Here is a 13,120-nt window from a genome sequence, read left to right as displayed (position 1 = left end):
TTATAGTACGCCCTTGACCTTTAAATGTCAACAAAATTCGGGAAAAATATCGATAGAAAATCCCCATATTTTTTTAATTCATTTTTAGAGTGATTTCCATAATTAAACCACTTGCTTTCTCTGGTATAGAAAAAAGACGAGCTTAGGAAAATAACGTTATCCTAAACTCGTCTTCACTTAAAAACTGAGACTTAAAACCTTTACGAGAAACGAATAGATGGCATCACGTTTCTAGTGGAAGATTCGACTTTCATGCGCAGCTTCTTTGAATTTCTTCATTTTTTCACTCACAAATGGATAGGATACTGTACCAACGATTCCTACGACAATAAATATGCCGACTAATATCAAAATCGCGTGTAGCGCATTTGGCCAATAGATACCACCAGCTGATTCACGTAAGAGGTTGACTGCATGAGTAAATGGCAAGAAAGGATTGATCATTTGGAAAAATTTCCCTGAAACTTGAATTGGATAGTTCCCACCACCACCAGATATGGACAAGACAAGAATAATGATGGCTATCCCTTTGCCGACATTGTCAAACAGTGCTGCTAAAACATAGACGATCATCATAAATGACAAAGCAATCAAAACAGCAAACAGTACACTGTAGACTGGATTCACTACATACACACCAAGCAAGAACATGTTCCCTAAAGTAACGATCAAGCTTTGAGCGATCGCCATCGTCAAGAAGGTCAACATGCGGGCGCCAAACTGTTCCCGTTTTGTATAGTTTTTACGCGCTTTTTTATCTAAATAATAATCTGTTGTAGCGACACTTGAAAGTAAGACCGCACCTACCCACAAACATAGCGCAGTATAGAACGGTGTACTTGCTGATCCATTATTAGGGATTGGATACAACGAATTAGTTTGTAGTTCCACAGGCATCGTAAAGAATTCACTTTCCTTTGTCGCATCTAATTTCAAGAGTTTGATGACTTCCCCAAGATCAACCTCTTCTTCTCCTTTACGGATTGCGTCTGCGGCTTTTTGGATACCCGCTTTGATGTTTGGCCAGTCGTTCGTGATCAAGTCTGCCGCAGCATTCACTGCTGTTTCGACTTCTGGCATTTTATCGTTGACGGTGGTCATTGTGGTATTGATTTCATTTTTGATCGTTGGCCAATCATTTTGGATAAAATCAGCAGCTAAACCAAGTTTCTCTTCTAATACAGGTAAGTCGTTATTGTATAGGTCAGCTCCCTTATTGATTCCATTTACGATCGTTTCCATATTACCGTTTAGCATCGTATTTGCATCATGGACCTCTTGACCGATTGCAGGCATTTCTTTTTGATATTTCTCTAAGATCGCCACCGCATTTGTCACGGTTGCTTTGGTTGAATTTAATAACGAATCAAAGTCGATTTGATCTGCTTTACTCAACGCACCTTGCGCTGTACTGATCGTATCGATCACTTGTGTCAAGATCGATTGAACGGTTGTGCTGACTTCGTCAACATTGATACTATTGATCAAGCCGTTGACAGAATTAGCAGCATCTCTGACTTCTTGTAAAAGTTTCGTAACTTGAGAAACATCCCCAGCCTGAACAGCTTCATTTAATCGTGTTAAACGATTTTGCAAATCAGTTAATGCTGGTTTTACACTCTTCAACGTATCAATAATCGGTTGTAGTTTTGTATTTCCAGCGTTCGCTTGTAGATCTTCCAAAAATGAAATCAACTTATCCGTTGCTTGTTGTTGTGCTGTAATACCATTGATAAAATTAGTTAACAAGTTATTGATATTTGCTTTTTCTTCATCTGTTAGTTGTCCATCTTCTACAGCTGTTTCGATCGTTTGCGCTAATGAACTAGTCGTCGTTGCTACTTGACCAATCGCGTCTATCGTTGTCTTCACGCTTGTCGTGATACCTGGTACTGCTTCTTTTAATTGTTCAGCGCCCGTTTTGGTATCCGCTGCGAGATTCTTCGCTTGTGATTCTAAATTTTTCACATCAGGTAAGATGTCTTGGACTTGTTGGATGATGGTCAATCCTTGTTTTGCTTCCTCGATTCCTTGATTCATCGTTTCTTCGATTGATGAAAAATCGTTGTCGATTTCAGCAATTTGTCGTCCAGCATCTTGGATCTCTGGGATTTTTTGTTGAAGGTCAAGAATGATTTTGGCTTGTTCCTTTAATTCTGGCATTTTATCGTTCAATTCAACGACCTTTTGTCCCATCTCATCCACTTCTGGGAGATAATCAACAAATTCATTTGCTTTCGCTAATTTGTCTTTGATATCTGGTAGTTGTTTTTGTAGATCAAGTACTTGTTGGGTATAGCCATCGATCGTATCCAAGTTTTCATCTGTGGATAGAATCATTGATTTTACTTTATTGATACTTACTAGGTTTGTATCGATATCGTACCCAATTTCATTAAAGACTTTTAGTAAAGTTTCGCTCGCCGTCCGAATAAATTCACTGGAGATTTGTGATTGGATCGTAGATGCACCTTTATCTGTGATTTTTGGTGCAATGGCATTGATTTTTTCATTGACTGTATATTCAATCTCCGGCTTTTTGATATCGCCGCTCGTAAAGCTTAATAAATCCTCCGAGAAATTCTCTGGCAAATAGATACCAGCATAGTATTCCCCAGACCGTACACCATCTTCTAATTCTTTTTTAGAGTCAACGAACTGCCAACCTAAATCTTTATTTTCATGTAATGATTTCAGTACTTCTTTTCCGATGGCGACTTCTTGTCCTTCAAACTCAGCCGGCTTGTCTGCACTATAAACAGCAATCGGTAATTCCCCAGTATTGCCATAAGGGTCCCATAATGCTTTGATATTGAACCAAGCATATAATGAAGGAATGATCATAATTGCGATGATCAAAAGAGTCGCAACAGGATTTTTAAAAATTCGTTTCCAATCAAGTAAATATAAGTTTATTGTATTTTTTATTGATTTCATATTCATCACCTTTTTTTGTTTCAGCTGCATCACTTTATCATGAAAACCATACGATTTTCAATCCTATTTTCAATCAAGCAACTAATTTTTTGACAGTTAAATCAAACTGTCCGAATATTGTCATCTTTTGCTTAACAAATAATTAATCTTCTTTTATCCGCTAGTTCACTACCAAATGTAGCATCCCGATAATTTTTTTATGTGTAGTCACATAAATCTGTTATAAAAAGCTTACCATAGTTTCTAAAAAAATGTCTAAATTGGTTACTCATAAAATTATAATCTTATTTTCAATATATATATATTGTTATTTTATAAACCATATCTTCCGATAGAACTGGAAAATCCGGCAAAACTGAACCACACAAACAAAAAAAGGCACGACAGCCAGAGGTCGGGATCGAAGTGTTTAGCTTCGAGAAATAAGGCACCATCCACGAAAATTGTTTTTCAAATTTTTGTGGATGGCGCCTTATTTTCGAAGAGGTTACTTCTGTTCCCGCCGTTTATTCGTTTTTAGGTGGTGCGATAGGACGAATGTCCCAGACCGTTGAAGTTCCTCTTTTTTGTTGTTGCCAAGCGCTGAATCGCGCAATGATTGACTAAACACACGGTGCTATTTTTTATGTATAAACGTGCTGTTTTTGTCTTTTATTTTGACACTGGGACAAGCGCTTCGATACCAACACTGATTTTTAATGCACGATCGACATCTAACATGATCGATCGTTCCAAATGACAGACTTTTTCTTTTAATCTGGACTTATCAATCGTTCTGATTTGTTCAAGTAAAATGACTGAGTCTCTTTCGATCCCTGTTCCGGTCGCTTTGATTCCTATATGTGTGGGCAATTTAGGTTTCGCCATTTTCGCAGTAATTGCTGCTACGATGACCGTTGGACTAAAATGATTACCTAAATTGTTCTGAATCACTAAGACCGGTCTTGTCCCACCTTGTTCTGATCCTACCACCGGAGAAAGATCAGCAAAATAAATATCTCCTCTTTTTACCATACGCCTCTCCTCACTCTTGATATTCTCTAGGTATACGGGGCCCTAGCACACATGCGACTTCGTAATGGATCGTACCCAATTGATCTGCTACATCTTGCATTGTGATTTTAGCCTGTTGATTTTCCCCAATCAACGTAACTTTAGTTCCTACTGGCATTTGATAGGGCAGACGGATCATCAATTGATCCATGCATACACGACCAATGATCTCACAATAATTCCCCTCCACTAATAATGAGAAACCTTGCATTTTCCGTAACCAACCATCTGCGTAACCGATTGGTACAGTTCCGATCCATTCTGAAGCTGAAGTCGTATAGGTTTTTCCATAACCTACACCTTCTCCTGCTGGCAACTCTTTCACTTGGATCAATTCAGATACAAGTTCAAGCGCTGGTTGTAGGGGATACACTTCCGCTAACGCGTGACCGGATGGATTCAAGCCATACATTGCTACCCCATAGCGGATCATATTGCCTGTAGCTTTTTCGTGCCATAATGCAGTAGCACTATTACTGCTGTGGACATATCTTGGTAAAGTAGGTAGACTTTCGATGATCTCACTGAATTTTTGGTTCTGCTGTTCCCAATAGGTGGTATCTGCTTGATCTGCTGTAGAAAAATGAGTATAGATCCCTTCCCATTCTAAATTGGGACTATCCTGGATGATTTCCACTGCCTCATTCACTTCTGCACTATTGAGAAAGCCAATTCTTCCCATTCCGGTATCGACTTTCAAATGCAATTTCAATAAATATTCTAGATGGCGTTCTGCTATATAAGTAGCCGCAGCTTCCAACCATTCTTTTGTTCCCGCAGTAATAGATAGATCGTGGATGACTGCAAGTGTCAACGCATCGATCGGAACCATATTCAATACAAGAATAGGTAGTGTGAAACCTGCCTCTCTCAGCTCGATCCCCTCATCTAAAGTAGCTACGCAAAAACCAGAAGCTCCACCTTTTTTTGCAGCTTCTGCTGTTTCGATTGCTCCGTGACCATAACCATCTGCTTTGACAACAGCAAACAATTCTTTTCCATTCAATCGAGCTATTTCATTTGCTACATTTTCTGTAATTGCCTGTTTATGTACAATTGCTTTTGTCGGACGATGCCAAGCAATAACCATTGTTCTTCCTTCTTTCTAGTCTTCTAAAATAATCTGTGCAAAAGCTAACTCGTCTGTATGTGTGATGCTGACCCAGACTGCTCCTTCATGTGGAGATTTCGTTACAATTGGTTGTCCTGATCCATTTTTTAAAATTTCGATCTCTTGAAAGGTAACTTTACCGATCCCTGTTCCCCAAGCCTTTGAAAAAGCTTCTTTACATGCATAACGACCGCCTAAAAACTCAACCTGACGATGAAATGGCAGCAAACGAAACATTTCGATTTCACTTGGTGTCAGTACACGATCAATAAAGTTTTGCTTTTCTTTAATGATCTTAGCAATCCTCGACAGTTCAACTGCATCAATCCCAATCCCTTTTATCATACACGATTCTCTTTTCAAAAAATTTTAGAACACTCTAATTCTACCAAATTTTAGACAATTTACCACCAATAAGTCTAGAAATAACAAAAATGAAAGTTGTTTCCTAGTGAAAACCCACTTCTTCATTTTCTCCAATAAAAAACCATTGAGAATTGATTGATAAAAATCTCTGATGTAAAGAAAACAGTTCAAGTCACTTCATTTCTTTTTTTACGAATGTTTTTCAAAAAAATAAGACTTACAATTCGAAAAACAGCTGATATATAAATCATTTTCCGCCTTGTTTGTTTATAAAATCATTTTATTGGTATTAATTCTAATTTACCATGGATCACGCATAAAAAAAGAAATTATTTTTACTTAATAAACAAAAAAAACAAAAATTTGTTGCTATATCCTTAAAAAGCTAAATATTTTATTTTTTTAAATAACATTTTTGTTAAAGTTATCTAAATTACCTACTAAAAAGAGGAACTACGTTAAATTTATACTTAATACTCTTAGACTTCCCATTATTAGTAGGTTTTTACCCTATGATCTCTACTTCTTTATGTAATGAAAGAGAGAGTATGTTTGTTTTTTTCATTATCTATCATTGCCAAATAAACAATACAAAATAAGCCCGCCAAGGCCAAAAATAGGTAAGCTATTTTTGGATCTGACGGGCTTATTCGGATGGTCCTTCTAAGACCACCACTTTACATGTGTATTAGTCGTTGTTCGTGCGGATCACGAAACCACGTTTTTTGTCGTTTGTGCGTTTTCCACCATTGTCTTTTTGTTTGTTATGGTTTTTGCTGTAGCTACCGCTACCTTTTGAATTTTTGTTGCCACGGTAGTTGCCATTATCACGACGATTACGGTTGTTTCCGCCGCCACTTCCGCCACCACGTTTACCATTTTTGTTGTAGCCTTTTTTCTGCATAGGCAATGGACGTTCTGGTGTGATTTTTACTGGTGTTGCATCTGATGGATCTTTGGCTGTTGTTTTCAACAATAAAGCGACTAAATCTTGAGCAGAGTATTCTTCCAATAATTTATCCGCAGTTTGCAGATATTTATCTAAGCCATTCTCTTCAAGTTTTTCTTCGATTTGTTCAATAGCAGCGCCTAGTTGTCCTTTGAATGCTTCTTTTTCAGTCGGTGGACGTAAAGTTGTCATACGTTTTTTCGTTAAGTTTTCAATAACATGTAAGTAACCCATTTCGTTTGGTGTAACGAAAGTTACTGACATACCACCTTTACCTGCACGACCAGTACGACCGATACGGTGAACATAGCTTTCTGGGTCTTGTGGGATATCATAGTTGTATACATGAGTAACTCCTGAGATATCTAAACCACGTGCAGCTACGTCTGTAGCAACTAAAATATCTAAATGTCCACTTTTGAATGAACGTAATACGCTCATACGTTTTTGTTGGGAAAGGTCGCCATGGATACCTTCTGCACGATAGCCACGAGCTTCTAAGCCACGAGCTAATTCATCGACACGACGTTTTGTACGTCCAAAGACGATCGTTAATTCTGGTGATTGTACATCGAGCAAGCGAGTCATCACATCGAATTTTTCGTATTCTTTTGCGCGTACATAGTATTGATCGATCAAATCAGCAGTCATTTCTTTGGTTTTGATTTTCACGTGAGTTGGATCTTTCATGAATTTCACACCGATATTTTTGATTGCTGGTGGCATTGTCGCTGAGAACAATAGTGTTTGACGTTGGTCTGGTACTTTAGAGATGATACTTTCGATATCTTCTAAGAAGCCCATATTCAACATTTCATCTGCTTCATCCAACACTAATGTTTCAACTGTTCCAAGTTTCAATGTGTGACGGTTGATATGGTCTAACATACGTCCTGGCGTACCAACCACGATATGTGGACGGTCTTTCAATCCACGGATTTGGCGGCCAATATCGGCACCACCGTATACGGCTTGGACACGGACACGTTTGTCACGTCCTAAACGATACAGTTCTTCTTGTGTTTGGATCGCTAATTCCCGTGTTGGTGCAATAACTAATCCTTGTAGTTCTTGGCGACTTGCATCGATTTTCTCTAACATCGGTAAACCAAATGCAGCAGTTTTACCTGTTCCTGTTTGTGCTTGTCCAATCACATCTTTGCCTTCCAAGGCAAGTGGGATCGTTTCTGATTGGATCGGTGTCGCTTCTTCAAATCCTGCACGTTCTACTGATTTTAATAATTCTGGTGATAATTCTAGTTCTTTAAATTTCAAATGAATCCTCCTATATGGTTGTTAACTGAGGATGTAGCTATAGTTTGCTACCCCGTCTTTTGTTCGGTCAAAGTGTCTGTTGCTTTTTTGACAGTGGCCACGCACGTTTCCCATCCATTCTTAGCCCCTGTGGCACCACCGAAAAATCACTTTGCGAAGTTTAGGCATTAGAAAAGCCAAACGGGTCGCGTTCAGCTTTATCATTGTTATGACATCTGGCTTTCGCATTTCATCATCAAGCCAGTCCAATTTCTCTTCATCTTTCGGCAATAGGTTATTCTAGCATAATTTATTGTTTTCTGCAAGTTTACAGTTTTTATTTCATTTCTTGTAGTCGTTCGACCACTTCAATCAAGCCCATACTATTACTACCTTTTAGTACAATCGTGTCATTTGGCTGGATCTCAGCAATCACCGCTGCAATCAATTGCTCTTTATTTTCTTCGATATAATAAACCGGCAAATCAGGATATTTCTGAGCCAAAGCATCTTTTAACGCCTGCATTTCTTTTCCATACAAAAAGATCATCGAGAAGATGTCTGAAGAAATATGTTCACTCATTGAAGCATGCATGAGAGGCGAGTCTACTCCTAGCTCCAACATATCGGCTAAAACGGCAAGTTTTCGTCCCGCTGCTGGGAGGCTTGCTACAGTATCTAAGACTAATCCCATGGCTGTAGGATTGGCATTATAAACATCACTTAAGATCGCTGCCCCGTTTCCAGCAGTCAGCCATTCTGTTCGGTTTTGTGTCACTGAGACAGTTGCTAGACCTCGTCGGATTTCCGACAGAGACAACTCGAAAAACTGCCCGATCGCATAAGCAATCAGCGCGTTCGTCACATTATACTTACCAGGTAAAGGGATCGTGAATGATTCGCCTTCAACGATAAATGTCGTTTGTTGCTTTTCTTCGATGATTTGTTGTGCAGAAATATCGCCTTGTTGGATTCCAAACGTCTTGATTTTTTGAGACAATGGAGCAACCAACGGTTCTAACAATGGTTCATTATTCGGTACGATCAATAATCCGTCTGGTAGCAACCCGTCAGCAATTTCCATTTTTGCTTTGGCGATACCTTCTCGTGACCCTAAATTCTCGATATGAGCCTCACCGATCATCGTGATTGCTGCAACTTTTGGTTGTGCCAGCAACGAGAGTTCCGTAATTTCATTGGCATGATCCATTCCCATTTCTAAAACGATTTTTTCAGTATCTTGAGGCATATGCAAGATCGTATAAGGCATGCCAATATTATTATTGTAATTTCCTTGTGTTTTATAAGTTTTATATCCTTGCGCTAAGACAGAAGCTGTTAGATCCTTTGTGGTCGTCTTCCCATTACTACCGGTAACAGCCACTACATCCGCCCCAACTTTTTTCAAATAGTATTGCGCCAACTCTTGCATTGCTTTTAAAGGATCAGAAACTGGTATGATCTCGATCCCCTCTGGTGCCTTTTCGGCTGCCCAACTCCAAAAAGAAGCAACTGCCCCATTTGCGATAGCTTGTTCAATAAATTCATGCCCATCTCTTGCGCCAGCTAAAGGAACGAACAAATCGCCTTCTTTGATTTTGCGGCTATCAAATTCTACTCCTGTGATTGATTGGGTTGACTCATGATGACTGCCAACTGCTTGAGCAATTTCTTGTATTGTTATGTTCATCCATTTTCTGTCCTTTCGATTTAGACCAGTAGTCCTATAGGAATAGGAACAAAAAAGGTGGTGGAAATCGCCAATACTGATAGCGTCGAATAGTAAAAATCTTTCGCTTTCAATCAGTACCAGATGATCATCCACAACCTTTATTTTGCTATACATACTACTTCGACACATTCATACTTGTGCTGATTACGTTTCAATTAGTCAAAGAAACTTTGTCTTTGATTATAACGGTTCAAGCCTAATTGGATCAACTCTTCAATCAAGTCACCGTATTTCAAGCCCATATTTTCCCATAGCAATGGGTACATGCTGAATGCTGTAAATCCAGGCATTGAATTTAATTCATTAAGGAATAATTCATTTTTATTCGTCAAGAAGAAATCACAACGGCTCAAGCCACTTCCACCTAACATCGTATACGCTAATTTTGCGTACTCTTGTGCTTTTTGATGGACTTCTTCTGGTACTTCTGCTGGAATCTGCATCTCGATGCGATTATTGATGTACTTCGCATCATAATCGTAAAATGCCACGTCTTTTACCACTTCACCAGGCAAGGTCGTGCGGACGTCTTCATTTCCTAAAACAGCGACTTCGATCTCCCGTGCTTCGATTCCTTGTTCAACGATGGCACGTGAATCGTATTGGTAAGCTGTTGCTAAGGCATTCTGTAATTCTTCTCGATTTTCAGCCTTAGTGATCCCCACGCTTGACCCCATGTTTGCTGGCTTCACGAACATCGGATAAAGCAATGAGCCTTCACATTGGTCAAATACCTTTTTAGGATTTTCTTTCCATTGATTCTTCAAAACTGGAACATAAGGTACTTGCGGTACACCGGCTGCTTGTAAAATATATTTTGTCATGATCTTATCCATGGCACAAGCACTCGTCAGTACACCCGCACCGACGTAAGGCATATTCAAGGTTTCCAAGAATCCTTGGATCGTGCCATCCTCGCCATTTGGACCGTGAAGAACTGGAAAGACGATGGTTCCTTCTTCTTTGATCTCTCCTGGATTGATGACAGTACCCGTAAATCCTTCTGTCATTTTCCCACTTGGGTCCCACGTCAAGTGCAATTCTTCTTCACTTGTAGGTTTTTCAGTCAACAACGGGCCTTTGACCCATTGGCCGTCTTTACTAATAAATACGAGCTGTACTTGATAATAAGCATAATAAATAGCATTTAAAACGGAAAACGCTGAAAGAATCGAAACTTCGTGTTCCGCACTGCGTCCACCATATAATAAAGTAATCTTCAAAAGATTTTCCTCCTGTATTCGATATCATTCATTTTTACTTCATATTTTAGCACAAAAACAAAAGATGCAAACAGCTTATTTGAAAAAAGGTGAGGCACATGTCATTTTATTCAAAAAACAGCGGAATAGTTGTCGCTTTTTTTCTTTATCGTTATGATAAGAGAAAGGAGGCATAGTTATGACCAAAACTACTTCTCGAAGCCGTTTAACAGAAATCATTCACGTATTCATCAAAGAAAATGTTCTGCCTAATCTGATCCAACAAAAAAATCCTGAACAAGTAAAAAAAGCCTTTGAAGAACTTGGCTCAACCTTTATAAAAATTGGGCAAATGCTTTCTGTCCGTGATGACTTACTCTCTGCTGAGTTTACTAAGACATTCAAAACATTGCAAGACAATGTACCAAGTGATCCCTTTGTCACGACGAAAAAAACGATTGAACAGGAATTAGACGCATCCTTAGAAACGATTTTTACTAGCTTCAATAAAGCACCTTTCGCTTCTGCCTCTATGGGTCAAGCACATCGTGCAACGTTAAAGAATGGCGATGCAGTCGTTGTAAAAGTCCAACATCCAAATATTGCGAAGGAAATCATGATGGACTTACAGTTATTCGAACGGGCGATTCCTTTGATCAAATATATTCCTGAAACAAGCGTAATCGATTTAAAAGGCGTGTTGCAAGAAGTCAAACGTTCATTGACAAACGAATTGGACTTCTACAAAGAAAGTCAAAATGGCGCACGTTTCTATGTCCTAAACAACCATTGGTATGAAATTAGATCCCCTAAAATCTATGAGGCACTTTGCACAAAAAAAGTTATTGTGATGGAAGAAATGTCTGGAAAGAACTTCAACCAATTGATGAATCTTGAAGAAACGGATGAACGCCTCATTGAGACACTTACGAATACTCAATTGAAACAACAAGTGGCTAAACGATTGATCGAACATTTTATGAAGCAAATCTTTGACGATGGCTTTTTTCATGCCGATCCACATCCTGGGAATTTATTGTTCCATCCTTTAAGCGTTGAAGAACTTTCAGAAAATGTAACGACAGACACAAAAGAACACCAAAAACAACTAGGCTCGATTTCTTTCAAAACGACTGCTACTGTCACTGAACCATTACAACCATATACAATCAGTTATATTGATTTCGGTATGATGGGTAGTCTCTCCGCTTCGCTAAGACAAAAGCTGATGGAAATCGTTTTAGCGATTTATACACGAGATATTTACCGTATTGAAAAAGCCGTCATCAACTTATGTCAACAAGAAGGGCCTTTTGATGAAAGTGAATTCCATCAACAACTCGCTAACTTTTTGACGCAATATTTAGACCTCCCCCTTGAAGAAATCGACTTGCAAGAAGTCTTTGCGCAGATCGTCTCGATTTGCCACCAGAACAACTTACAAATCGATCGTGATATCACGTTATTGCTTAAAGCGTTTAGCACATTAGAAGGAGTGATTCGTGTACTTGATCCTGAAGTATCTTTGATGGAAGTCGCTACGCCCATTGCACAACGATATTTCTTAGCACATCTCTCTGTCGAAGATACCTTGAAGCAAGCGGGCTTAGATATACTCGATGGTATCAAAACCGTACCGAAAATCCCGCAACAAGTCTATCACCTTCTAGAAACTTGGCGTTCTGGACAAGGAAAAATCAATTTGGAACTAAAAAAACAAGACCAACTGATGAACCGGATCGAAAGTATGGTGAACCGTTTAGTATTTGGTGTGATACTCGCCGCATTGATCGTCGGCTCTTCGTTGCTTGTCCAAGCTGCACCAGACGACCAAATCAATTTTATTACACTATTAGGTATATTCACGTATACGATCGCAGCTGTGGTCATTCTCTTTTTAGCCATTGATACACTGATCAACTATTATAAAAAAAGACGAAAATAAACGAAAACATCCCAAAATATGAAACTATTTTCGGATGTTCTCGTTTATTTTTTTAGCTGTGTACTTTTGACACAACCTCATTGCTTGATGATTAGAGTTAAGGATACGCACTATTCCTGTTTTTTAGTCTGTAGCCTTTTACTCCCTATCTATTTGATAATTTTAGCTTTTTTGGTTTGATTATTTCATTTTTCGTTCATCTGGTACGATTCTTTGCGAGAGCAACCACTTATGGAAGAACCATTCAGCGATCCCGATCAATACCGCCGGTACTAAAACCTTCATCCAAATATCCGTCATATCGTTCATAAAATAAAGATATAACCATAGAATGGCTGCAGCTGAACCAGCATCTGCAATTGTAGCCGCGATATTTCCTACTTTTCGTAAAATCAATAAATCACCTAATACATAGATCATGACAACAATGATTACTCCGACAATCGTTGAATCCATGAAACTAACACCATACAGTCCCGTTAAAACGATCCACAAAATTGCCCAAATCATGATTGCTTTTACCACCAACGCCTTCACATGTTTCATTTTCTGCACTCCCTTCTTTTTTGGT

General features: G+C 38.8%; 9 protein-coding genes. 1 reads left to right on the top strand and 8 read right to left on the bottom strand.

Going from position 1 to position 13,120, the window contains the following annotated elements:
* Positions 1-231 precede the first annotated feature (231 nt).
* The 7 genes from IGJ39_RS01180 to IGJ39_RS01150 form a co-directional block, all read right to left on the bottom strand.
* A complete protein-coding gene (locus IGJ39_RS01180; protein WP_019722429.1) occupies positions 232-2,937 on the bottom strand; it encodes a YhgE/Pip domain-containing protein in 2,706 nt (901 codons plus the stop codon).
* 651 nt (positions 2,938-3,588) lie between these two features.
* The gene (locus IGJ39_RS01175; protein WP_019722700.1) at positions 3,589-3,951 is read right to left on the bottom strand and encodes a type II toxin-antitoxin system PemK/MazF family toxin; all 363 of its coding nucleotides are present in this window, start codon (positions 3,949-3,951) and stop codon (positions 3,589-3,591) included.
* A gap of 10 nt (positions 3,952-3,961) precedes the next feature.
* Positions 3,962-5,080, bottom strand: a complete 1,119-nt coding sequence (gene alr / locus IGJ39_RS01170; protein ID WP_019722699.1) for an alanine racemase — start codon at positions 5,078-5,080, stop codon at positions 3,962-3,964.
* A 15-nt stretch (positions 5,081-5,095) separates the two neighbouring features.
* Positions 5,096-5,446 carry a holo-ACP synthase gene (gene acpS / locus IGJ39_RS01165; RefSeq protein ID WP_010736606.1) on the bottom strand — a complete coding sequence of 117 codons (351 nt, stop codon included), beginning with the start codon at positions 5,444-5,446 and terminating at the stop codon, positions 5,096-5,098.
* 709 nt (positions 5,447-6,155) lie between these two features.
* Positions 6,156-7,691, bottom strand: coding sequence for a degradosome RNA helicase CshA (cshA, locus tag IGJ39_RS01160; RefSeq protein WP_019722698.1), 1,536 nt, complete (start codon positions 7,689-7,691; stop codon positions 6,156-6,158).
* 316 nt (positions 7,692-8,007) lie between these two features.
* Positions 8,008-9,360 carry a UDP-N-acetylmuramoyl-tripeptide--D-alanyl-D-alanine ligase gene (locus tag IGJ39_RS01155; protein WP_019722697.1) on the bottom strand — a complete coding sequence of 451 codons (1,353 nt, stop codon included), beginning with the start codon at positions 9,358-9,360 and terminating at the stop codon, positions 8,008-8,010.
* Between the two features lie 197 nt (positions 9,361-9,557).
* Positions 9,558-10,625: a D-alanine--D-alanine ligase gene (locus tag IGJ39_RS01150; RefSeq protein WP_019722696.1), complete on the bottom strand. Its 1,068-nt coding sequence runs from the start codon at positions 10,623-10,625 to the stop codon at positions 9,558-9,560.
* 178 nt (positions 10,626-10,803) lie between these two features.
* Here IGJ39_RS01150 and IGJ39_RS01145 point away from each other — a divergent pair, with 178 nt between their 5' ends.
* Complete coding sequence (locus IGJ39_RS01145) at positions 10,804-12,549, top strand: ABC1 kinase family protein (protein ID WP_019722695.1); 1,746 nt, start codon at positions 10,804-10,806, stop codon at positions 12,547-12,549.
* Positions 12,550-12,729: 180 nt separating this feature from the next.
* Here the strand turns inward: IGJ39_RS01145 and IGJ39_RS01140 are convergent, their stop codons facing one another.
* On the bottom strand, positions 12,730-13,095 hold the full coding sequence (locus IGJ39_RS01140) for a DUF2512 family protein (protein WP_010734357.1): 366 nt from the start codon (positions 13,093-13,095) through the stop codon (positions 12,730-12,732).
* Positions 13,096-13,120 lie beyond the last annotated feature (25 nt).

It is taken from the genome of Enterococcus sp. AZ140 (assembly GCF_051714405.1).
Lineage (GTDB): Bacteria > Bacillota > Bacilli > Lactobacillales > Enterococcaceae > Enterococcus_B > Enterococcus_B pernyi.
This window is presented reverse-complemented; position numbering and strand designations above follow the sequence as displayed.

Coding starts and splice junctions, on each gene's coding strand:
- IGJ39_RS01140 (WP_010734357.1), bottom strand. CDS start 13,095: ATGAAACATGTGAAGGCGTTGGTGGTAAAAGCAATCATGATTTGGGCA.
- IGJ39_RS01180 (WP_019722429.1), bottom strand. CDS start 2,937: ATGAAATCAATAAAAAATACAATAAACTTATATTTACTTGATTGGAAA.
- IGJ39_RS01145 (WP_019722695.1), top strand. CDS start 10,804: ATGACCAAAACTACTTCTCGAAGCCGTTTAACAGAAATCATTCACGTA.
- alr (WP_019722699.1), bottom strand. CDS start 5,080: ATGGTTATTGCTTGGCATCGTCCGACAAAAGCAATTGTACATAAACAG.
- IGJ39_RS01175 (WP_019722700.1), bottom strand. CDS start 3,951: ATGGTAAAAAGAGGAGATATTTATTTTGCTGATCTTTCTCCGGTGGTA.
- IGJ39_RS01155 (WP_019722697.1), bottom strand. CDS start 9,360: ATGAACATAACAATACAAGAAATTGCTCAAGCAGTTGGCAGTCATCAT.
- acpS (WP_010736606.1), bottom strand. CDS start 5,446: ATGATAAAAGGGATTGGGATTGATGCAGTTGAACTGTCGAGGATTGCT.